19 protein-coding genes are annotated in these 22,578 nt (G+C 44.6%); 12 read left to right on the plus strand and 7 right to left on the minus strand.

Annotated features, from left to right (window positions below; translation table 11 throughout):
* Positions 1-160: 160 nt before the first annotated feature.
* Positions 161-1,027 (minus strand): LysR family transcriptional regulator, encoded by an 867-nt coding sequence (locus ADA42_RS09420; RefSeq protein WP_004948541.1) that lies wholly within the window; start codon positions 1,025-1,027, stop codon positions 161-163.
* Positions 1,028-1,125: 98 nt separating this feature from the next.
* On the opposite strand from ADA42_RS09420, the gene ADA42_RS09425 reads away from it, so the two are divergent.
* Positions 1,126-2,277 carry an MFS transporter gene (locus ADA42_RS09425; protein WP_004948539.1) on the plus strand — a complete coding sequence of 384 codons (1,152 nt, stop codon included), beginning with the start codon at positions 1,126-1,128 and terminating at the stop codon, positions 2,275-2,277.
* Positions 2,278-2,375: 98 nt separating this feature from the next.
* Here ADA42_RS09425 and ADA42_RS09430 read toward each other — a convergent pair whose 3' ends face one another.
* Positions 2,376-2,972, minus strand: a complete 597-nt coding sequence (locus ADA42_RS09430) for a helix-turn-helix domain-containing protein (protein WP_004939122.1) — start codon at positions 2,970-2,972, stop codon at positions 2,376-2,378.
* Positions 2,973-3,264: 292 nt separating this feature from the next.
* On the opposite strand from ADA42_RS09430, the gene glnT reads away from it, so the two are divergent.
* The 10 genes from glnT (at position 3,265) to ADA42_RS09480 (ending at position 15,378) form a co-directional block, all read left to right on the plus strand.
* Positions 3,265-4,656, plus strand: coding sequence for a type III glutamate--ammonia ligase (gene glnT, locus ADA42_RS09435; protein ID WP_004939119.1), 1,392 nt, complete (start codon positions 3,265-3,267; stop codon positions 4,654-4,656).
* A gap of 47 nt (positions 4,657-4,703) precedes the next feature.
* Positions 4,704-5,627, plus strand: a complete 924-nt coding sequence (locus ADA42_RS09440; protein ID WP_004948535.1) for a class II glutamine amidotransferase — start codon at positions 4,704-4,706, stop codon at positions 5,625-5,627.
* Between the two features lie 31 nt (positions 5,628-5,658).
* Positions 5,659-6,387 (plus strand): hypothetical protein, encoded by a 729-nt coding sequence (locus ADA42_RS09445; RefSeq protein ID WP_004948533.1) that lies wholly within the window; start codon positions 5,659-5,661, stop codon positions 6,385-6,387.
* Between the two features lie 27 nt (positions 6,388-6,414).
* Entirely contained in the window at positions 6,415-7,749 is a 1,335-nt protein-coding gene (locus ADA42_RS09450) for an FMN-binding glutamate synthase family protein (protein ID WP_004939108.1), read from the plus strand.
* 151 nt (positions 7,750-7,900) lie between these two features.
* On the plus strand, positions 7,901-8,830 hold the full coding sequence (locus ADA42_RS09455; protein WP_025094928.1) for a LysR family transcriptional regulator: 930 nt from the start codon (positions 7,901-7,903) through the stop codon (positions 8,828-8,830).
* Between the two features lie 379 nt (positions 8,831-9,209).
* On the plus strand, positions 9,210-10,436 hold the full coding sequence (locus ADA42_RS09460; protein ID WP_004948530.1) for an NRAMP family divalent metal transporter: 1,227 nt from the start codon (positions 9,210-9,212) through the stop codon (positions 10,434-10,436).
* Positions 10,437-10,447: 11 nt separating this feature from the next.
* A complete protein-coding gene (locus ADA42_RS09465; RefSeq protein WP_004939100.1) occupies positions 10,448-11,212 on the plus strand; it encodes a LamB/YcsF family protein in 765 nt (254 codons plus the stop codon).
* Positions 11,213-12,025, plus strand: a complete 813-nt coding sequence (locus ADA42_RS09470) for a putative hydro-lyase (protein WP_004948526.1) — start codon at positions 11,213-11,215, stop codon at positions 12,023-12,025. It begins immediately after the preceding gene.
* A gap of 19 nt (positions 12,026-12,044) precedes the next feature.
* Entirely contained in the window at positions 12,045-13,634 is a 1,590-nt protein-coding gene (locus ADA42_RS09475; RefSeq protein ID WP_004948523.1) for a 5-oxoprolinase/urea amidolyase family protein, read from the plus strand.
* A gap of 7 nt (positions 13,635-13,641) precedes the next feature.
* On the plus strand, positions 13,642-15,378 hold the full coding sequence (locus ADA42_RS09480) for an acetyl/propionyl/methylcrotonyl-CoA carboxylase subunit alpha (protein ID WP_048764891.1): 1,737 nt from the start codon (positions 13,642-13,644) through the stop codon (positions 15,376-15,378).
* Positions 15,379-15,455: 77 nt separating this feature from the next.
* Here the strand turns inward: ADA42_RS09480 and ADA42_RS09485 are convergent, their stop codons facing one another.
* From ADA42_RS09485 to ADA42_RS09505, 5 genes are all read right to left on the minus strand, one after another.
* Entirely contained in the window at positions 15,456-16,634 is a 1,179-nt protein-coding gene (locus ADA42_RS09485; RefSeq protein ID WP_004939087.1) for a thiolase family protein, read from the minus strand.
* Positions 16,635-16,689: 55 nt separating this feature from the next.
* Complete coding sequence (locus ADA42_RS09490; RefSeq protein WP_004948517.1) at positions 16,690-18,099, minus strand: short-chain fatty acid transporter; 1,410 nt, start codon at positions 18,097-18,099, stop codon at positions 16,690-16,692.
* 118 nt (positions 18,100-18,217) lie between these two features.
* Complete coding sequence (locus tag ADA42_RS09495) at positions 18,218-18,859, minus strand: 3-oxoacid CoA-transferase subunit B (RefSeq protein ID WP_004948515.1); 642 nt, start codon at positions 18,857-18,859, stop codon at positions 18,218-18,220.
* A gap of 2 nt (positions 18,860-18,861) precedes the next feature.
* Complete coding sequence (locus ADA42_RS09500) at positions 18,862-19,566, minus strand: CoA transferase subunit A (protein ID WP_048764892.1); 705 nt, start codon at positions 19,564-19,566, stop codon at positions 18,862-18,864.
* A gap of 183 nt (positions 19,567-19,749) precedes the next feature.
* Positions 19,750-20,652: a LysR family transcriptional regulator gene (locus tag ADA42_RS09505; protein WP_004948509.1), complete on the minus strand. Its 903-nt coding sequence runs from the start codon at positions 20,650-20,652 to the stop codon at positions 19,750-19,752.
* A 482-nt stretch (positions 20,653-21,134) separates the two neighbouring features.
* On the opposite strand from ADA42_RS09505, the gene ADA42_RS09510 reads away from it, so the two are divergent.
* Positions 21,135-22,550, plus strand: coding sequence for a GntP family permease (locus tag ADA42_RS09510; protein WP_004939072.1), 1,416 nt, complete (start codon positions 21,135-21,137; stop codon positions 22,548-22,550).
* Positions 22,551-22,578 lie beyond the last annotated feature (28 nt).

The following is a 22,578-nucleotide window of genomic DNA, read 5'->3' on the forward strand; positions in this document are numbered from 1 at the left end:
AAGAAAATGAAAAACTTTTTATTCCTAAAGGGAATATTAATTTCACTTTGTTAAAGCAATTCTTATACCACGATGGTTTTTTGCACTTAATTTTCTCAATGTCAGACCTAATCAAGTTGCCTAAATCTTCGTTAGTAAATGCAATAAGGGTTTTGATTGACTACTGAAATGAAGGATGCTCTGTAAAAAGTTGGATCAGATGATCCATTACAGTTCTGATTCTTTTGGCCGTAATCAAATTACTATGCACCACTAACCAGATGGGTTGTTCAACTCGGGTATTTTCATTGATTTGAACAAGTCCTGATTGATTCGCAATAAAGTCTGGCAACAAACCAATGCCTAAGCCAGATTTCACAGCATCAATTTGTGTGGAAAGACTATTGGTTTCAATCTTAAAATTTTGATTTCGTATAAAGTCTTTCATCCAGTGCGCAAGTGACAAATGTTGATGGGTATCGGCCCAGCCTACATAGTGATATTGATCAGGTTGAAGATCATTGTCTTGAATAAACTTCATGTAAGATGTGGCAGCATAGAGTCCAAAACGAAGTGTTCCCAAGCGTTTGATGGTGAGATTACCAGCGTCAGGTTGAATCGTTCTGATGGCTAAATCGGCATCTCGACGATGCAAGTTAGTGAGTTGCACACCACTGTTAATTTCAATACGTAACTCGGGATGGCGAGAAAAAAGCGACTGTAAGGAAGGGATTACCAAACCATTGGCCAGATTTTCTGAAACAGCTAAACGAACCAGTCCCTGTGCTTGTGCATAATTTTGTCCACTTTCTGTCAGGCTGAGGGCTGCATTTTCGAATGCTTCTGCATTACCAAGTAAGGCTTCACCTTCGAGTGTAAGTTGATAACCTGTTTGATGTCGCGTAAACAGCGTCATGGCCATATCTTGCTCTAGGCGCTCCAAACGCCTCGATACGGTGGCAATACCCAAATTTAATTTTTCGGCAGCGGTGGTGAGTGTGCCTGTTCGGGCAACTGCAAGAAAAACTTTCACATCATCCCAATGCATATATTTTCCAAAAATGAAAAACCAGTTTCAATTATTATCTATATAAATTTCAATCATGGAAACAGATACTTCGGCTTTCACATGCTGAGGATATATAAATGTCTTTAAAATTATGGATAGCTTTGATTGTTTTAAGCTTGAGTAGCTTTGCCATTGTCACAACCGAATTAGCGCCGATAGGTTTACTTTCCGCCTTGGCACATGACCTGAATCAAAGCGAAGCCATCACTGGACTGATTGTGACAGGATATGGTTGGGTGGCGGCTATCTCGGCGTTATGCTCGATCGTTTTGCTCATTCGGTTTCCACGAAAAATGGTCTTAATGATCATGCTGCTGATTTTGGCAATTTCCAATATCATCGTGGCCTATAGTTCATCATTTAATATGATTTTTTCTGCACGTATTATCGGTGCAATTGCGCACGGTAGCTTTTGGGCCTTGATTGGAGCTGTCGCTTACAGTCTGGTTCCGAAACATAAATTGGGTTTGGCTACATCAATTATTTTTTCAGGTGTTTCAGTTGCGAGTATTTTGGGTGTACCTCTGGCGAGTTATCTTACTCAACTGAGTAGCTGGCGGCTGGCGTTTGAATTTCTGGGTCTTTTATCTTTCATTGTTTGTATTTTAATTCTGCTCTTTGTGCCCAAAATTCCAGATCAAGCCCCTTTAGCGTCTGGCTTTTTTAAAAAAGTGCTTCAGCATTCGACTTTAAATCGTTTATTTATTCTTACAGCACTGATCATTTCTTCACATTTTGCTGCATTTACATTTATTGAACCGTTTCTGAGCCAAATCGCACAGCTTGAATCGGGTCAGATCACATTACTTCTTCTTGTTTTTGGTTTTGCAGGTTTAATGGGCAATATCTTTGCTGGAAAGTTGATAGATCGACATTTACACACAATCATCTTGGTCAGTTTAGTATTCATTTCGGGAAGTGTGTTTGCTTTTGGATATTTGGGGTATCACGTTACTTTGAGCATCGCAATCGTATTTTTGGCGTTGTGGGGCGTTTCAATTGCAAGCATATTTGTAGGTTTACAAACTTGGGTTTTGAAGCAGGCAGATGATTTGGCAAGTGCAGCCTCGGCAATCTATGTTGCAGTTTTTAATGCCAGTATTGGCTTGGGAGCGCTAATCGGGAGCTTCATGCTGCAATATGTCACGCTTAATCGAGCATTTGAAATCATTACAATCTTTCTAATTTTTAGTCTTTATCTTCTGCAAAAATTTAACCGAACGCATTAATTAAAGATTGGATCGTATCTCTATTTCCAGTGTCATCTAAGTACAAGAAAAGTGGTGAAGAAATAGAAGATACGATTGCTTCAGGTCATGAAGAGCAATTACTCTTCGCTGCTTCCATAATTCATTACAGACAAGAGACGAATAGGCACCTGCACTAGTTTCTCTGGTCCATGAGGAATTTCACCTTCCAAAGTCAGACAATCTCCTGGTTGCATGTGAAAAACTTCTTGTCCATGTCGATAAATCAGCTCTCCCTCGACCAGATACAGCATTTCTGTGCCTGGATGAGCGAAGGTCGGGAATTCTTCACTGGCATCATCCATACTCACCAGATACGCCTCAAAGTTCTTTCTTGGGCCTCTAGAGTGCGTTAATAAACGATAAGTATGGCCTTTTTCAGTACCGCGACGTACCACCTCCATACCATCTCCAGATTTAACCAGCATGGCATGACTTTCTTGCTGATCGTATTGACTAAATAAAGTCGACATTGGAATTCCGAGTACTTCGCAAAGGCGGCTCAAGGTTTCCAAGCTCGTAGACACTTGTGCATTTTCAATCTTACTGAGCATGCCCTGACTAATCCCTGCAATCTGAGCTACTTCTGAGAGTTTGAGGCCTTGTTCCTGACGATGTCGTTTAATTTGAATACCAATATATTGTTCCAGCTTCACGCTGTTTTTGGTGTGTCTCATTATGGTTCAACTCTGCACTATTTTGATGACAATGAACTGAGAATTTTACTCAAAACAAAAAGTAGATGTAATACATTTAAAAAATCTTGTGGTGAAATATATATTCTTATTGGGAATATATGGCGTATATGATCGTTTATTACAAAAACAAAAGAAATTTTTAAAAGTTGGCAAGGGATTTGCTTTCTTTATAGGAAACAAAGTTTCTTGTATTGAAAGCTAAACAATTTAAGAAACGAACGTGCATTTTTTGAGCCAAATACAGTTTTGCCATATTAGGAGTATGTCAATTATGTTGCAGCAAGCCGTGAAGGAGATGTTTGATCACTATGAATTGACCAGTCAACCGATGTACCGTCCAGAAGTACAAAAGGTCATTGATCAGCATCATTTAAAATATGTTTTGGCGCAATTTGTTGATATTCATGGTGCTGCCAAAACCAAGTCGGTCCCGATTTCGGGCTTAAAAGCGATTGAGAAAGACGGTGTCGGATTTGCAGGTTTTGCTATTTCTGGTATGGGAATGCAACCCCATGGTCCTGACTTTATGGTGAAAGGCGATTTATCTACTTTAACTCCAGTCCCTTGGCAACCGGGTTATGGGCGTGTGGTTTGTGAAGGATATGTCAACGGAAAGCCGCATCCATATGATTCACGTTATGTACTGCGCCAGCAAGTCGAGCGTCTAAAAGCTCAAGGCTGGACATTAAACACTGGGCTTGAGCCGGAATTTAGCCTGTTTCGTCGTGGCGAAGACGGCAAACTCAAAATGGTAGACGACTCAGATAATCTGGATAAACCTTGTTATGACTATAAAGGCTTGTCTCGTTCACGCGAATTTTTAGAACGATTAACTGAAGCTCTCATTCCTGTGGGTTTTGATATTTATCAGATCGATCATGAAGATGCCAACGGTCAGTTTGAAATCAACTATACCTATGCAGATGCCATGAAGTCGGCAGATATGTTTACCTTTTTCCGTATGGCTGCGGGTGAAATTGCCAACGATTTAGGCATGATTTGTTCATTTATGCCAAAACCTGACCCGAAACGTGCAGGCAACGGCATGCATTTTCATTTGTCGATCGGCAGTGAAAAAAATAGCAATCTTTTTCATGATGCCAGTGATCCAAGTGGAATGGGTCTATCAAAAATGGCCTACCACTTTATTGCAGGTCTGCTTGAACATGGTCCGGCACTCTGTGCTTTTTGCGCACCAACGGTAAATTCTTATAAACGCCTCGTGGTGGGTCGTTCACTCTCTGGCGCGACATGGGCACCAGCCTTTATTGCATATGGCGGCAACAACCGCTCAGCCATGGTGCGTATTCCGTATGGTCGTATTGAGCTGCGCTTGCCCGATGCAGGCTGTAATCCTTATCTGGTGTCGGCTGCCATTATTGCAGCAGGACTTGACGGAATCGAACGCGAACTGATGCCACCACCGGCCTGTAATGAAAACCTATATAGCCTTGGGCTTGAAGAAATTGCAGCACGTGGCATTCAAACCTTACCGCAGTCGCTTAAAGAAGCCATTGATGCACTCAAAGCAGATCCACTGTTTGCACAGAAAATGGGATCTGAAATTGTGAACGAATTTATTGAACAAAAAAGCATGGAGTGGGTGGAATACTGCCGCCATGTGTCCGACTGGGAAATTCAGCGCTATACAGAGTTTTTCTAAAGCCTTAAACAACAAACAGATTAAAAATTAAATTTTGGAGACATCCTATGTGTGGAATCGTTGGTTTATATCTTAAAAATCCTGCGCTTGAATCCCAACTTGGCAAATTGTTTGAGCCAATGCTGCAAGCCATGACCGGTCGTGGTCCCGATAGCGCAGGCTTTGCGATTTATGGTGATGAGGTTCAAGACGGCTGGGTCAAATTAACCTTGCAAACCACAGATGAAACGTTTAACTGGCAGACATTTGCACAAAAGCTTCAAGCAAAATTATCTACAGGTTTTGACTGGTTTCAAAATGCAACTGCTGCCGTCGTAAAAGTTGAAGCAGATGAAGAAATAGTGCGTGCAGCAATCGATGAAATTGCCCCTGAACTAAAAATCATGAGTGTTGGACAAAGTATCGAAATTTTAAAAGGCATGGGCTTACCTGTCGAAATTTCTGAACGCTTTGGCCTTGCCAACATGAAAGGTAGCCACATTATCGGACATACCCGTATGGCCACTGAAAGTGCCGTAACCATGGAGGGAAGTCATCCATTTTCAACAGGTGCCGATTTATGTCTGGTTCACAACGGCTCGTTATCGAATCATGCACGTTTACGTCAAGAGTTAAAGCGTGAAGGTATTAGCTTTGAAACAGATAACGATACCGAAGTTGCAGCAGGGTATCTCACTTGGCGTTTACAGCAGGGCGATAATCTGGAGCAGGCGTTGAATCACGCACTCGATGATCTGGATGGTTTCTTTACCTTTGCGATTGGAACCCGTGATGGCTTTGCTGTTATTCGCGATCCGATTGCATGCAAACCTGCTGTACTGGCCGAAACTGAAGATTACGTTGCGATGGCCTCTGAGTATCAGGCATTGGCTTCTTTACCCAATATCGATCAAGCCAAAGTGTGGGAACCCGAACCAGCCACCTTGTATGTATGGGAGCGTTCGTCAGCCAAAACGAACGCAGCGGCATAAGTTAAACGGTTAAAAAATCAGGAGCAGCAATATGAACAGCACAGTATTGGCAGACAAAATTGAGCAAACACTTTTAAAAGATACTTACGATTTAAATCTAGATAGCGTACGCGATCTCAATCAGGCATTGCATAGCAAGGATCTGGTCAATGAAATTGCACATTGGACGGTTAAGAACCCTGCGGGTATACATAATATAGCGGTGGGGATTAAAGCTCCGATTTCGGTCACCATCGATGGTCATGCAGGATATTACTGTGCAGGCATGAATCAGGAAGCGGATATTGTCGTAAATGGTAACGTTGGGGTAGGCGTTGCAGAAAACATGATGTCCGGCTCTGTGCGTATCAAGGGCAATGCCTCTCAGGCTGCGGGTGCAACTGCACATGGAGGATTGCTGGTGATTGAAGGTGATGCAGGCGCACGCTGTGGTATTTCTATGAAAGGTGTAGATATTGTCGTGGGAGGCAATATCGGTCATATGAGCTGTTTTATGGGGCAAGCGGGCCGTTTGGTCGTCTGTGGTGATGCAGGTGATGCACTGGGCGACTCTCTTTATGAAACCCGTATTTATGTGAAAGGAGCCGTAAAATCTTTAGGTTCAGACTGCATTGAAAAAGAAATGCGTGCTGAACATCTTGCCGAATTGGCGGAGCTGCTGGCCAAAGCTGGTTTTAACGAATCCCCAACCTCGTTTAAACGCTATGGCTCAGCCCGCCAACTTTATAACTTCAAAGTAGACAATGCATCTGCTTACTAAGATCAAACGTAGATCGGAGAAATAACCATGACACAATCAGCTACTCAATTTGAACCAGTACTACGTGAATCGGCTACGTTTGATCGTTTGACCATTCAGGAAATTCAACGTGCTGCTGCGACCGGAATCTATGATATTCGCGGTGGTGGTACCAAACGTCATCTGCCACATTTTGATGATTTATTATTGCTGGGTGCGAGTATGTCTCGTTATCCGCTCGAAGGGTATCGAGAAAAATGTGGTACCGATGTGGTTTTAGGCACACGCTTTGCCAAAAAACCGATTCATCTGAAAATTCCTGTGACCATTGCAGGAATGAGCTTCGGTGCGTTATCTGCCAATGCCAAGGAATCTTTAGGCCGTGGCGCGAGTATGGTCGGTACGTCTACTACCACAGGTGATGGCGGGATGACCCCCGAAGAGCGTGGGCATTCCGAAACGCTGGTATATCAATACTTGCCATCGCGCTATGGTATGAACCCAGACGATTTACGTAAAGCCGATGCCATTGAGATTGTCTTGGGGCAAGGGGCCAAACCTGGGGGCGGCGGTATGCTGCTCGGAATGAAAGTGACAGAGCGTGTGGCGGGAATGCGCACTTTGCCTGTTGGCGTCGATCAACGAAGCGCCTGCCGACATCCAGACTGGACTGGGCCAGATGATTTGGCCATCAAAATTGCCGAAATCCGCGAGATCACAGACTGGGAAAAACCGATTTATGTCAAAATTGGAGCAAGTCGTCCTTATTATGATGTCAAGCTTGCAGTTAAGGCAGGTGCAGATGTGATTGTACTCGATGGCATGCAAGGCGGAACAGCCGCGACTCAAGAAGTGTTTATTGAGCATGTGGGAATTCCGATTTTATCTGCCATTCCCCAAGCGATTCAGGCTCTACAGGAAATGGGCATGCACCGTAAAGTACAACTGATTGTCTCTGGCGGTATCCGCACTGGTGCAGATGTGGCAAAAGCGATGGCACTCGGTGCCGATGCAGTCGCAATTGGTACTGCTGCCTTGATTGCTTTGGGAGATAACCATCCACGCCTTGATGATGAACTAAAAAAAATCGGTTCGGCATCAGGTTATTATGACGATTGGCAAAATGGCCGTGACCCTGCCGGAATTACCACCCAAGATCCAGAACTTGCCAATCGTCTAGATCCAATTGAGGGTGGTCGACATTTAGCCAACTATTTGCGCGTATTGGTTTTAGAAGCTCAAACCATGGCGCGTGCTTGTGGTAAATCACATCTACATAACCTCGATCCAGAAGATCTGGTTGCCCTAACAGTAGAAGCCGCTGCCATGGCACGTGTGCCATTGGCTGGAACCAACTGGGTACCGGGGCAACTCCAATATTAAGTAACGATCTTGTGAGCGTTATTTGAGCATAAAGCACCTAAAAAGGGTGCTTTATGTGTCGGGTGTTAATTTACTTAAAAATAGAAAAGAACAAGATAATTCAGATATGATGCTAATCCTTAAGTCACATCGTGGTGTACGGGTTTAGCTAATGAACTTTAAAAGTATTGAAAATTTTTATTGGGTGGCCCGTTTAAATAGTTTTAATAAAGCCGCAGTTAAACTTAATACCACACAACCTGCGGTGTCTCAGCGTTTAAATACCTTTGAGCAAGAACTTGGAGTCAAGCTTTTAGAGCGGACATCACGCAGCTTGCAATTGACCGAAAAAGGCCAAATCGTTTACGCCTACGCAGAAAAATATATTCAACTCAATCATGAGTTACTCAAAGCATTGTCTGAAAAAACGGCACTTCAGGCCACCATTCGCTTGGGGGTTGCAGAAACGATTGTACACACTTGGCTGGTCGATTTTATCGAGCAAGTGCAACAAGAGTATCCTGCTGTAACTTTCGATATTGTGATTAATATTACCCCCATGCTCAAACAAGCGGTTGAAGCGGGCGAACTGGATATGGCGTTTTTGCTTGAATCAAGCTGTAATTTTGATTGTGTAGAAATACCACTATGTCAGTTTCAACACAGCTTTTTAATTGCACCACGTTTCCACAAACGCTTTTTAGAGCGTCAACTAACTCTAAAGGATGTGTCTAATAGCACCATTTTGACTTATCCCAAAATGACCTATCCCTATATGGATTTAAAAAATCAGCTGATGCAGCACGGCTTAAAAGAACCTAAAACCATTACCAGTTACTCCTTAGCCACTTTAATTAAAATGACCGAAGAAGGTATGGGAATTGGGATTATTCCACATTTATCGGTGATTCACGAACTACGTGAAAAACGGTTACAGATTTTGCCCTCTGAGTTGGTATTAAAGCCATTTCGTTTTTCGTGTGTGTATATTGCGGGTAAAGATGATCTGGTCAAACAAAGTTTGTCGAAAATTGCGCAGCAGATTGCACAGCACTCACTGCGTAAGCTCAATAACCAGTTTGATGGCGATGATTATCGTTAAATACACGCTCAACCGCTCTGCATTTGATTAAGATGAGTTCTTAAATGAACTCATTTGGATGTGTCCAGATCAGCGCAAAAAAGTGCGTCATATAAGTGCAGTATGCACTATTAAAGTACTGATTTTTAATATTTATTTTTTTAGATATAACCGTAGCTAATCGATATCGATAAGCAAAAATTATTAATCATTTTTAAGTCAAAAAAACCATATAAATTAATAAGTTATTTTTTATCTTTCGTGTTGTGTAAATATTGTTCCAATCCTGTCTGCTGTGTTTAAGTAAATAAGCGCCAATATTAGTGAAGAAACTAAAATCTGTTTCTTGCTCAGGGCAACATGATTCCTCCTCAGGCTAAGCAAAGAGCGAATAAATTTTATGGACAAAAAGACATTTTTTAGTGAACGGCAGTGGGCGATTGTTGCCTCGATTTTCTTAATGGCAACATCAGCCATGGGGCCGGGTTTTCTTACCCAAACTGCAACATTTACCGTCAAAATGGGCGCTGCATTCGGGTTTGGTATTTTACTCTCGATTATTATTGATTATGTGGTACAGCAAAATATCTGGCGCGTGGTCACACTAACACAAAAGCGTGCTCCAGACGTTGCCAATATTGCGTTGCCCGGAAGTGGCTATGTACTTGCGGTGCTGGTTATTTTTGGAGGATTCTTTTTCAATATCGGTAATATTGCCGGGGCGGCGCTCGGATTAAATGCCTTGTTTGGACTCGATACCAAATGGGGCGGCGTCATTAGTGGTGCTATGGCAATTATGATTTTTGCATCGCGTAAAGCCAGTTTGGTGGTCGATAAGAGCATGATCATTCTGGGTATTTTAAAAATCGCGATTATTGTCGTGGTGGCTTTTATTGTGGCACCGCCAATGGCCGATGCATTTCATCAAACGATTTTGCCAAGCCATGTCGACTTTGCCAGTATTACTACCATTGTAGGCGGAACAGTCGGGGGCTACATCTGCTATGCCGGTGCGCACCGATTGCTCGATAAAGGTGCCGTGGGTCCTGAGCACATTGCAGAAGTCTCACGTGCTGCAACCAAAGGCATTGTGGTGGTTGGCGTAATGCGCTATGTACTGTTCTTGGCGATTTTAGGTGTAGTGGTCAGTGGCGCAACCATTGATTTGGCATCGCACAATGCCAACCCAGCTGCTCAAGCCTTTCAATATGCTGCCGGTGAGTTCGGATTTAAACTGTTTGGCCTTATTTTTTGGGCAGCCGGTATCAGTAGTTCAATTGGTGCAGCTTATACTTCAGTTTCGTTCTTTACAGCATTTAAAAAAGACCTCGACCTCAAGCAGCGTAACTTTTGTACCATTATTTTTATTGCGCTTGCATTGTTGCTCTATGTCTTGATTGGCGCAACGCCAGCGAGCCTATTGGTATTTGTCGGCGGTTTAAACGGTCTGGTTCTACCGATTGGTCTGACTATCTTTGTATATGTTGCCGCATGCCGTAAAGATATGCTCGGCGGCTACAACTACCCAATGTGGCTGACCGTTTTAGGCGTACTGACCTGCTTGCTTACGTGGTACATGGGTTATGTATCGTTTAACACGATTTTTAATTACCTCAAAACTCTATAGGACATTCCCATATGCGTATCGATTTGAATAGTGATTTAGGTGAAAGCTACGGATCTTGGAGCATGGGGAATGATGCACAGATTCTACCCATTGTCAGCAGCGCCAATATTGCCTGTGGTTTCCATGCCGGTGATCCGCTGGGTATTTTTAATACCCTGAAACAGGCAGCACAGTTACAGGTGACGGTCGGGGCACATGTGTCTTATCCAGATCTGGTCGGTTTCGGGCGCCGTAATATGCAGCTTTCTTACGATGAACTCATGACTGATGTGATGTATCAGATTGCGGCCTTGCAAGGTCTGGCCAAAGCGGCAGGCACCGAAGTGAAATATGTAAAGCCACATGGCGCGCTGTACAACACCATTGCCACAGATCTGGAGCAGGCCAGAGCCGTAATTGATGCAATCAAAAAGATGGATTCAGACCTGACGTTGGTGGCACTTGCTGGTTCAAGCTTGATTAAATATGCCCAGCAGCAAGGCCTTCAGGTGGTGGCCGAAGCCTTTGCAGACCGTGCGTACAATGCTGATGGATCATTGGTATCGCGTCGGTTGCCTGGCGCGGTGCTACATGATGCCGACTTTGTGGCACAACGTGTAGTGAGTATGCTCAAAGAAGGAGGTGTTGTCTCAATTGATGGTCAATTTACACCAATCGATGCACAGAGTATTTGCTTGCACGGCGATACCGAGGGCGCATTGTCGATGGCAGCAGCCATACGTGAGGCCTTGATTCAAGAGGGTATCGAGATCCGCTCATTTTGTGAGGGCACTTAAATGAATCAGCTACAATTTGCCCATGGTGAAGCGCTTTATGCTGCAAAGCAAGCACGCTATGACATTCGTAATGGCTTTGACCTCCCGACGGCTGGCTTGGCGGCGGGCCTAACGCAGGTCAACATGATTTCGGTTCCCAAGGCATGGGCCTATGACTTTTTACTGTATAGCCAACGCAATCCGCAAAGCTGCCCTGTACTTGATGTAATTGAAGCTGGCCAGTTTCAAAGCAAACTCATTCAAGAACCTGGCCATGATATTCGCACCGACTTTCCGCGGTATCGAATTTGGGAACACGGTCAATGTACCGATGAAGTGACCGATGCCACTTCCATCTGGAATCAGCACAACGACTTGGTAACGTTTTTAATTGGATGCAGTTTCTCCTTCGAAACAGCACTGATAGAGGCTGGCATTGAAGTCCGTCATATTCAAGACCAACGAAATGTTCCGATGTACCTCACCGATATTGAATGTGTTCCCGCAGGACGAATTTCAGGTCGACTGGTCGTCTCTATGCGTCCAATTAAAGCATCACAAGTGAGTCAGGCCGTACAAATTACTGCAAAAATGCCCAATGTTCATGGGGCGCCAGTGCATATTGGCCACCCAGAAAGCTTGGGAATTTCAGATCTGAACTGTCCAGATTTTGGCGATGCACCTCGCATATTAAACGATGAAATTCCGGTCTTTTGGGCATGCGGCGTGACGCCACAAGCTGCTGTCATGCAATCAAAAATTCCGTTTGCGATCAGTCACGCGCCGGGACATATGCTGATCACCGATGTGCCAGATCGGGCATGGATGCGCTAAGGATAAGGAGAACTTCGAGATGCGATTTTTATCTGTAAATAGCGACAGTTTTCTAATCGAACTGGGTGATTTACAACACACCATACAGTTGTATCGACATTTGCGAGACGCCGCGCATCCGCATATACGTGAAATGGTACCTGCCGCAGCGACCATTTTAGTGTATTTCAATCCGCTTCAAATCACTGCCAGAGCACTCATCCATTGGATTAAAGCACAAAAACCAAGTGCCGATACGCAGTCAAATCATCGTCATATCGAGATAGAAGTTTGCTATGACGGGCCTGATTTACCGCATGTCGCTGAACTGCTCAACTTATCAGTAAAAGAGGTGATTGAGCGACATATTCAAGCGCCGTGGCAGGTGGCATTTATTGGTTTTGCACCCGGCTTTGGTTATTTAAGCCGTGCAGACCAGCCCTTTGGTAGCGTACCGCGATTGGATTCACCACGTAAAAAAATCCAATCCGGTTCGGTGGCACTGGCAGGTGAATATTCTGGGATTTATCCCAAGGATAGTCCCGGCGGTTGGCAACTCATTGGGCAAACCACCTGCAAAATGTGGGATCTGACACGCGAGCATCCGGCATTATTACTGCCCGGCGATCAGGTCCGGTTTATCGATGTGACGCATCGACCAACCCGTGTGGCTATACATGGTGTGAACCTTAAAACGGCTGATGTCGCACAGTCTGAGCTTTTGCCTGTTTTAGAGGTATTACAGGCAGGCCTGCAAACCCTGATTCAAGATGAAGGCCGCAAGCACGTCGCTGCCATGGGCGTAGGCGCGGCAGGCGCCATGGACCGTGCTTCTTATCATTTGGCTAATCAGATTGTAGGTAATCGCCCAGATGTGGCGGCACTTGAGGTGCTCAACGGTGGAGTAAAATTCAAAGTATTAGCACCCACTGTTGTCGCTGTGACAGGGGCACAGAGTAATATTTGGGTGATTGATCGAAATGCGGTGCGTAGTCGTGTTTCTGGTTATACCGCATTGGCACTTGATCCAGAAGACATGCTTCAGATCGATCCACCACAGGCTGGAATACGCAACTATCTTGCCGTGCGTGGTGGCGTTGCCACTGCACACGTATTAGGAAGCGCAAGTTACGATACTTTGGCTGAGTTAGGGCCAGCCCCTTTACAGGTACATGATCTGATCTGTGTGGGTAACGCTGCTGTAAGTGCGGTTGAACTTTATGCGCAGGCACCAGAGCAGCTAGCGAAAGTCGGTGAAGTTATCGAAATCGATGTGGTTTTAGGGCCACGCACCGACTGGTTTGAACCGGAAAGTATTCAGCAGTTTTTTAAGCAGCAATGGCAGGTCACACACGAAAGCAACCGCGTGGGATTGCGTTTAAAGGCACCACATGGATTAAAGCGACAGATTCAGCAAGAGCTACCCAGCGAGGGAACCTGTACAGGTGCTTTACAAATCCCGCCCAATGGTCAGCCCGTTTTGTTTATGAATGATCACCCTTTAACTGGCGGTTATCCGGTATTGGCGGCTGTTGCCACACACGATCTGAATAAAGTTGCGCAAATTCCGCCGGGTGCTTTCATTCAGTTTCGCCAATTTACACATGTTTTAGATTTGGACGCCGAGTAAATAGATAATGGACAAACAACATAAAATTTTAATTGCCAACCGTGGTGAGATTGCAGTACGTGTCATTCAGGCATGTAAAGATTTAAACATTCCATCTATTGCGGTGTATGCCGATGATGATATTGACAGTTTGCATGTTCAATATGCCGATGAGGCATGGGCATTGTCTGGCGTTACCGCCAAAGAGACTTACCTGAATATTCCGCGTTTGATTGAAATTGCACAAAATGCGCAGGCCACCATGATCCATCCCGGCTATGGCTTTTTATCTGAGCGTGCCGAATTTGCGCAGGCTGTGTTAGATGCCGGCCTGATCTGGATTGGGCCTTCGCCAGAAAGTATTGAAAAGTTAGGCGACAAGATCGAAGCCAGAAAAATTGCGGCATCGGTGGGTGCTCCGTTGGTTCATGGTACAGCTCAGCCCTTAAACAATGCCCAAGAGGCACTTGAATTTGCTCAAACCTATGGCTTACCTATGGCCATTAAGGCCGCATTTGGTGGCGGTGGCCGCGGTTTGAAAGTGGCATGGCAGCTCGAAGAAGTTGAAGCGTTGTATGAGTCTGCGGTACGTGAAGCCATTGCTGCATTTGGTCGTGGTGAATGTTTTGTCGAGCAATATCTGGATAAACCCCGTCATCTGGAAGCGCAGATTATCGCCGATCAGCATGGTCATGTCGTAGTGGTGGGAACCCGTGATTGTTCATTACAGCGACGCAATCAAAAATTGGTGGAGGAGGCACCTGCACCGTTTATCGATGAACATATACATCAACAAATTCTTAGCTCATCGACCAATATTTGCCGAGCTGCACAATATGTGGGTGCGGGAACGGTCGAATATTTACTGAGTCGAGATGGCAAATTATCTTTCTTGGAAGTAAACACCCGCTTACAGGTTGAACATCCGGTCACGGAAATGACCTCAGGCATCGATCTGGTTTGTGAACAAATCCAGATTGCATTGGGTCGGCCTTTAAGTATTCAAGAGACACCACAACCTCAAGGTCATGCAATCGAATTTCGAATCAATGCTGAAGATCCGGCGCGCGGCTTTATTCCAGCTTTTGGGCTTATCGAAAAATTTACCGCACCTTTTGGTCTGGGAGTGCGTCTCGATACTGGTGTGCTCTCGGGCAGTCTGGTGTCTAGTCATTTCGACTCACTGATGGCCAAGCTGATTGTATACGGCCCAACCCGAGAGATTGCATTACAACGTGCCCGACGAGCACTTGCGACTTTTGAAATTGAAGGCGTTGCATCGGTGTTGCCATTTCATCGAGCAGTACTGACACAACCGGATTTCACTGAAAATTTTCAGGTGCATACGCGCTGGATTGAACAGGACTTTCAGCATAACTTTGATGTTGCACCGCGCAGTTCGCTGAGCAGTCAAAGTGGTGTACAGCATTTTATGCTGGAAATTGATGGTAAGTTACACCGCGTGGGCTTACCGGTTGGCGTGTTTAGCGGCTTTGCAGCCCAGTCTCAACCGAGTCGTGAAAATCTAGTTGAACAAAGCAGCAGCCCAAATGATGTGATTGCACCGATTAATGGGGTCATTACCACATGGAAAGTTGTAGAAGGTGCGCAGGTTGCAAAAGGTGAGGTGATTGCGATTATGGAAGCCATGAAAATGGAGATTCAAGTAACGGCACATCAAGCTGGTACACTGCAACATCTGGCTCAAACTGGAAAAACCTTGAAGGCAGATGAAAAGATCGCGGAAATCATCGCGACTTCTTAAAACGCTGTCTTTTAAATAGCCGATGTGATTATTTAAACACTCGGGAGATGCGATAGGCAGCCCCCGAGTATCGAGATTTAGTCAATCAGTTCAATGGCAATAGCGGTGGCTTCTCCGCCACCAATACACAGCGCCGCAACACCTTTACGCTTGTTCAGACGTTTGAGTGCATGAATTAGCGTTACAATAATACGTGAGCCGGAAGATCCAAGTGGATGCCCCAAGGCGCAGGCACCACCATGAATATTGACTTTTTCAGGATCAAGCGCAAAGGCATCAATGGCTGCCATGGTGACCATCGCAAAAGCTTCATTGATCTCCCAAAGGTCGACTTCCTCAGCCGACCAACCGACTTTTTTCAGTAACTTTTCAATTGCACCCACTGGTGCGATCGTAAACTCTTCAGGGCGCTGTGAATTCGAGACGTAACCCTTAATTTCGGCCAATTGAGGCAACTGACGCGTTTTGGCTTCTTGTTCGGACACAATCAGCAGTGCAGAGGCGCCATCACTAATTGAACTAGAATTGGCGGCAGTCACTGTTCCATCTTTGGCAAAAGCTGGTTTTAAGCTTGGTATTTTGTCAATTTTGGCATTGCCCGGATTTTCATCATGTACAACGGTGATGTCACCTTTACGTGTTTGAACAGTTACAGGCGTAATTTCAGCGTCAAAATATCCTTCGGCAATGGCTGTTTGTGCCCGCGTTAAAGACCGAATGGCAAAGGCATCCATGGCTTCACGAGTGTAGTTTTTCTGATCGGCCATTTCCTGCGCATAAGAACCCATCGCGCGGCCAGTGTAGGCATCTTCAAGACCATCTAAAAACATATGGTCAAGCACCTGACCATGGCCCATACGATAACCCGAACGCGCTTTAGGCAACAGATATGGCGCATTGGTCATCGATTCCATACCGCCCACTACCGCAATCGAAATACTGCCGGCTTGAATGGCGTCGGCTGCAAACATTGCAGCTTTCATACCTGAACCACAGACTTTATTAATGGTGGTCGCACCCACATGATCGGGCAGTCCGGCTTTACGCATCGCCTGTCGTGCAGGGCCTTGCTTTAATCCGGCAGGTAGCACGCAGCCCATAATTACTTCATTAATATCATCGACTGGTAGCTGAGTCTGTTCAACCACGCGTCGAATAACCACGGCACCTAAATCGGGGGCCTGCAAATCGGAGAGACTGCCTTGAAAACTTCCCATCGGGGTTCGAGTGGCTGCTGCAATAATGACTTTTGACATGTTCAATTCCTTCTTTTGGGGTTTGACAGAGCGCCATCAAACCCATCATGAAAATTTAAAATACGGGAGGGCTGTAGGTCAGGGTTTTGCCCAAGATCCAAAGTAAAAACATCACCAAAGGCAAATGTACCACCAGTTGAGTCACGGTAAATCCAATCACGTCTTTGGCTTTGAGTTTCAAGATTCCCAACATGGGCAGCATAAAAAATGGATTGATTAAGTTTGGTAAGGCCTCGGCTGCATTGTAGATTTGTACCGACCAACCTAAATGGTACTTTAAGTCGATCGCAGCCTGCATGACATACGGCGCTTCAATGATCCATTTGCCGCCACCAGAGGGTACAAAAAATCCCAAAATAGCCGAGTAGATTCCCATCACCACAGCAAAGGTATCATGCGAGGCAATCGAGACAAAAAACTCGGCAATATAATGCGACAATGAAAAATCTTGCGCATTCACTGCTTGGGTCATAATAAAGGCAATACTGCCGTAAAGCGGAAATTGAATCAGTACACCCGAAACCGCAGGTACAGCTTTACTCACGGCATTTAAAAAGTTGCGTGGTGTGCGATGCAGAGCAAGGCCGAGCATCAGAAAAATAAAGTTGTAGGTGTTCAGGCTAGAAATGGCAATAATCGGATTGTTTTTAGAAAACTCAAGAGCCATCCAGATTAGGCCGAGTACTACCACCAAAATGGTTAGGATTGGAGAGTTTTCGAGCCAGTCTCCCGGACGATTAGACTTCTCCTCGACTTTTTCATCTTCGTCAAAATCAAGCTGGAAATCTTGCATCGTTTTGACGTTTTGCCCTTTTGGCGCCGACCAGTAGGCAATCACGATCGAAACAATCACCAGTACCAGTGTCATGACTAAAGATTGCCACAAAAAAATGGTTTCGGTAAATGGAATAACGCCGGTGAGATTATAAATCGATTCTGGCAGACTGGCCTTGTTGGCTTGAAGCTGTGCGGCAGATGAGCTAATTCCCAATGCCCATGTGGCGCCCATCCCAATGATTGCAGCAGCCGCAGCAGCGCGATAATCCATATTGAGTTCTTTACGCTTGGCCAGTGCAATCACCAGTAAGGCCGTCAAAATGGTACTGATCGCCCAGTTGACCAACGACACCAGTAAGCTCACTGTCGCGACCAGCACAATTGCACTACGGCCCGAATGTGGAATTCGGGCCATTTTATGAATCAGTTTTTTAACCGGTGCCGACACCGACACCACATAACCGACAATAATCAGCATGGTCATTTGCAGTGTAAAGGGAATCAGGCTCCAAAAACCGTTTCCAAAAGCACCAGCCACATCTTTAACTGGTGCACCAATAAAAATGGCAGCCACTGAGACAATAATCACGCCCAATAAGGCAAAAATGTAGGAATCGGGGAACCATTTTTCAGACCAGTTACTGACTTTTAGCGCAAAACGCTCCAATAAAGCGGGTTGTTTATCCATAATCAACATCCATTTTGTCGTTTTAGATAGATACACCGAATCGGCATAAGGCTGCCGATTCGGTTTTTTATTTTAAAATTCCGTCATGGAACCGGTTTTTTATCATCAGCAACATTGCTTAAGCGGGTGCTGTATTGCGTAGTGTTACACCTGTCGCGGCCTGAATGTCTTCGAAACGAACACCGTCGGCCAGTTCAATCAATTCAATCCCACCGTCGACTACATCCATTACACCCATATCGGTGATAATACGATGCACGACGCGCTGACCTGTGAGTGGCAAGTTGCAGGTTGGCACAATTTTAGGTGAACCATCTTTTGCGCAGTGCTCCATCAGCACCACAACACGCTGTACACCGACCACCAAATCCATGGCACCACCCATACCTTTGACTTTTTTGCCGGGAATCATCCAGTTCGCTAAATCGCCTTGCTCAGAAACTTCCATCGCGCCCAGAATAGCGATATTTACATGACCACCTCGAATCATGCCGAAGGATTCACTGCTCGAAAAAAACGCTGCGCCGGATCGGGCAGTCACGGTTTGTTTACCTGCATTGATTAAATCGGCATCGACGGTGTCTTCTGTTGGAAATTCACCAATACCGAGTAATCCATTTTCCGATTGCAACCAGACTTCAACATCTTCTGGAATATAATTGGCCACTAAAGTGGGTAAACCAATGCCTAAATTTACATAAAATCCGTCTTGTAACTCTTTTGCGGCACGTTGTGCCATTTGCTCGCGGGTCCATGCCATGATTATGCTTCCTGTGCTTTTAGGGTTTTTTGTTCAATCCGCTTTTCCGGGGTCGCATTGAGCACCACGCGATTGACAAAAATACCGGCCAAATGAATGTCATCTGGATCTAATGTACCGGTCTCGACAATTTCCTCGACTTCAGCGACGGTGATTTTGCCAGCCATTGCACATTCGGGATTGAAGTTTCGAGCCGTTTTACGAAAGATTAGGTTGCCGGCTTTATCGGCCTTGTAGGCTTTCACCAGTGCGATATCGGCAGTGAGAGATGGCTCTAAAATATAGGTTTTGCCGTCAAATTCACGTTGCTCTTTACCTTCTGCAATGAGCGTACCGACACCGGTTTGGGTATAAAATGCAGGAATGCCTGAGCCACCGGCACGCAATTTTTCGGCCAGCGTGCCCTGAGGGGTGAGTTCGACCTCAAGTTCACCATTGAGATACTGACGTTCGAACTCTTTATTTTCACCCACATACGAAGAAATCATTTTTTTGATTTGACGGGTTTGCAGTAATAACCCCAAGCCAAAATCGTCGACACCTGCATTGTTGGAAACACAGGTGAGGTGCTTCACTTGCGTATCTTTGAGCGCATTGATTAATGCTTCTGGTATGCCACATAAACCAAAACCACCAACCGCAATGGTTTGATGATCTTTGACGATGTCCTGAAGTGCATCGGCTGCACTTGAATAAACTTTATTCATTGTCTTTACTCATAATCCCTTGTTTTTAGTTTTAGCATTTGCAACTTGCTTAAAGAAGTTGAAAATTTTAAAGGTTTAATGAGGAAAACTTATTAATGATGCTGATTTAACAATCAAAGACAACACGATAACGACAATCGCAAATCAAAGGACAAAGCTGAATCCATCATGAAAAGCCCATCATCAGGCGCTTTTTAAAATCGAGGCATAAGAAAAACGTGTGAGCGCTTCAATAAACTGTAACGAGACATTGGAGAGTTCACCATCATTTTTATAGACAATCCCGACCGCCTGATGCACATCGCTGTTTTCGATTTCAAGCAAGACATTGTGTTCTTTATCGATAAAATTTTGAAAATGACGCGGAATGGCACTGACTCCTATATCGAGTGCGACCAAACTTGAGAGGGTACTGATTTGATGGCACTCAACTTTCAAATCTAAAATTAAGCCGTGTTGTTGTGCATTTTGTTCGAGCAGATGCCGCACAATCGATGGATGTTGTAGCGTCACAAACGGGCAGGCATATAATTCAGGCCACTGCACGCTATTTTGCTGAGCCAATGGATGATGCTTAGGCACAAGTGCCAAAAAGTCTTCATCAAAGAGTGGTTTAAATTCAAGCTGTTCGTTCATCACAGGCTCAAAACAAATACCCAGTTCGAATATACCATCCAGAACATTTTCAATAATTCGTTCGTTGGGAATATCGTGAATGGAAAAACTGAGATTCGGATGTTCACTGGAAAAAATCTTGATCACCTCAGGCAAAATAGCATGGGTCACAAAGGGCATAGAGGCGATGCTGAGTGTGCCACGGTGTAATTTAAAACGCTGTTTGACGTCTTTTTCCATGTCTTCCCAGTTGGCCAGCAATTTACGTGCAAATGGAATCAAGGAGAGGCCTTCTTGGGTCAGCTCGACACGTCGGGTATTGCGCTTAAACAGCTTTCCGCCCAGTTCTTCTTCGAGAGATTTAATGCTTAAGCTCAATGCAGACTGACTCAAATGTAGCTCAGTTGAGGCACTGGCGTAATTCAACGTTCTTGCGAGTACCAAAAATGCTTTCAGTTGCTTGAGGGTCATGCGAGGTCATCCTGATCGATTTTTTGATTTTTGTTATGTAATTATATGGAATTTATCAAGTTTTATGCGGTTATTTTTGTAAAACCAGCGTGTCGTGCTGATCCGTTTTAAGGGATCTAAAACGTTAAGATTTTTTGAATTAGATTTATATTAAAATAATGCGACATTTATTTATTAAAATGATTAATGAGTTTTTTAAAATAAACAATTTGTTTTGTAAATAAATGGGAATATTGTTTTTATAATATTAAAACCATGATTTTTAATGATATAAATTTATTTAGTAATAAATTAAAATTAATCTTCTTGTATTTTTTCTTTTTGTTGATATTTTAAAAAATTAAAGCGGTTTTATATTTTAATTATTGCTTTTTATTTTAAGCAATTGTGTCGAGACAAGGATGAGGTCGGCCAAAACCCACGTTTAGGCAAGATATGGGGGCTGTACCTGAGATGTATTCTTGGTAATGGAGTAAAAGAATATGTGGGAATTATTTGTCATTTTGCTGTCGTTAGGACTGTTGATGTATACAGCCTATCGCGGCTTCTCAGTCATTTTAATGGCACCGCTATGTGCCTTATTAGCGGTGATGCTGATCAATCCAGCCAATGTTTTACCATTTTATTCGGGCGTATTTATGCCCAAAATGGTTAATTTTATTAAAGATTACTTTTTAGTATTTTTGCTTGGTGCAATTTTCGGAAAAGTGGTCGAAATGTCTGGTATTGCAGAGTCGATTGCCAAAACCATTGTAAACTTGATTGGGGCTAAAAAAGCCATTTTGACGGTGGTATTACTCGGTGCAATTCTGACCTACAGCGGTGTGAGCTTGTTTGTGGCAGTATTTGCGATTTATCCGTTTGCCAATCAGTTATTTCAGCAGGCCAATATTCCAAAGCGTCTGATTCCGGGGACCATTGCACTCGGTGCATTTACGTTTACCATGGATGCATTGCCTGGAACGCCCCAAATTCAAAACGTAATTCCAACCACATTTTTTGGAACCAATATTTATGCCGCGCCATTCTTGGGCATTATCGGGGCAATTTTTGTATTGTGCATGGGTTTGGCTTATCTGGAGTGGCGTCGCCGTGTGGCTGCAAAAGCAGGTGAAGGCTATGCCGGTTTTGATCAAGCAGATCTAGTGGCGGCGAGCACCGTGGTCGATGCTAAAAATAATGGCTCGGCTGGGCGTCAATTATTGGCATTTGTCCCCCTGATTTTGGTTGCAGTCATGAACAAGTATTTGTCGGGTGCCATCAAAACATGGTATCCCAACGGATTCGATTTCAATGCGATTGGCCTTGCAAATTACACGGTCGATGTTGCAAAAACTGGTGCCATCTGGGCTGTTGGTCTGGCACTCATCGTCGGGATTATCGCGGCTGTTCTGTTTGATTATCAACGCGTAGTGAGTCAGTTTAAAGAGGGGGTTAATGCCAGTATCGGCGGGTCTTTACTTGCGGTCATGAATACCGCATCGGAGTACGGATTCGGTGCCATTATTGCAGCCTTGCCGGGTTTTGCATTAATTAGCCATGCCTTGAGTAATACCTTTACCAATCCATTAGTCAATGGCGCGATTACCACCACCACGCTGGCCGGGATTACCGGATCAGCATCGGGTGGTATGAGTATTGCGCTCAGTGCAATGGCCGAACAATACAACGCTGCGATCTTGGCTGCGGGCATACCGCCTGAAGTGATGCACCGCGTGGTAGCCATGGCATCGGGTGGTATGGATACGTTACCGCATAATGGCGCTGTCATTACCTTGTTGGCCGTGACGGGATTAACACATAAGCAATCGTATAAAGATATTTTTGCAGTCACGATAATCAAAACCATGGCCGTATTTGTGGTGATTGCCGCATTTACATGGTTCGGTATTGTCTAACTCATATTAAAGGTGTACACGCGTAATC

Origin of the sequence: Acinetobacter sp. 243_ASPC (assembly GCF_001054715.1) — a bacterium.
Taxonomy (GTDB): domain Bacteria; phylum Pseudomonadota; class Gammaproteobacteria; order Pseudomonadales; family Moraxellaceae; genus Acinetobacter; species Acinetobacter soli.

Coding starts and splice junctions, on each gene's coding strand:
- ADA42_RS09420 (WP_004948541.1), bottom strand. CDS start 1,027: ATGCATTGGGATGATGTGAAAGTTTTTCTTGCAGTTGCCCGAACAGGC.
- ADA42_RS09425 (WP_004948539.1), top strand. CDS start 1,126: ATGTCTTTAAAATTATGGATAGCTTTGATTGTTTTAAGCTTGAGTAGC.
- ADA42_RS09430 (WP_004939122.1), bottom strand. CDS start 2,972: ATGAGACACACCAAAAACAGCGTGAAGCTGGAACAATATATTGGTATT.
- glnT (WP_004939119.1), top strand. CDS start 3,265: ATGTTGCAGCAAGCCGTGAAGGAGATGTTTGATCACTATGAATTGACC.
- ADA42_RS09440 (WP_004948535.1), top strand. CDS start 4,704: ATGTGTGGAATCGTTGGTTTATATCTTAAAAATCCTGCGCTTGAATCC.
- ADA42_RS09445 (WP_004948533.1), top strand. CDS start 5,659: ATGAACAGCACAGTATTGGCAGACAAAATTGAGCAAACACTTTTAAAA.
- ADA42_RS09450 (WP_004939108.1), top strand. CDS start 6,415: ATGACACAATCAGCTACTCAATTTGAACCAGTACTACGTGAATCGGCT.
- ADA42_RS09455 (WP_025094928.1), top strand. CDS start 7,901: ATGAACTTTAAAAGTATTGAAAATTTTTATTGGGTGGCCCGTTTAAAT.
- ADA42_RS09460 (WP_004948530.1), top strand. CDS start 9,210: ATGGACAAAAAGACATTTTTTAGTGAACGGCAGTGGGCGATTGTTGCC.
- ADA42_RS09465 (WP_004939100.1), top strand. CDS start 10,448: ATGCGTATCGATTTGAATAGTGATTTAGGTGAAAGCTACGGATCTTGG.
- ADA42_RS09470 (WP_004948526.1), top strand. CDS start 11,213: ATGAATCAGCTACAATTTGCCCATGGTGAAGCGCTTTATGCTGCAAAG.
- ADA42_RS09475 (WP_004948523.1), top strand. CDS start 12,045: ATGCGATTTTTATCTGTAAATAGCGACAGTTTTCTAATCGAACTGGGT.
- ADA42_RS09480 (WP_048764891.1), top strand. CDS start 13,642: ATGGACAAACAACATAAAATTTTAATTGCCAACCGTGGTGAGATTGCA.
- ADA42_RS09485 (WP_004939087.1), bottom strand. CDS start 16,634: ATGTCAAAAGTCATTATTGCAGCAGCCACTCGAACCCCGATGGGAAGT.
- ADA42_RS09490 (WP_004948517.1), bottom strand. CDS start 18,099: ATGGATAAACAACCCGCTTTATTGGAGCGTTTTGCGCTAAAAGTCAGT.
- ADA42_RS09495 (WP_004948515.1), bottom strand. CDS start 18,859: ATGGCATGGACCCGCGAGCAAATGGCACAACGTGCCGCAAAAGAGTTA.
- ADA42_RS09500 (WP_048764892.1), bottom strand. CDS start 19,566: ATGAATAAAGTTTATTCAAGTGCAGCCGATGCACTTCAGGACATCGTC.
- ADA42_RS09505 (WP_004948509.1), bottom strand. CDS start 20,652: ATGACCCTCAAGCAACTGAAAGCATTTTTGGTACTCGCAAGAACGTTG.
- ADA42_RS09510 (WP_004939072.1), top strand. CDS start 21,135: ATGTGGGAATTATTTGTCATTTTGCTGTCGTTAGGACTGTTGATGTAT.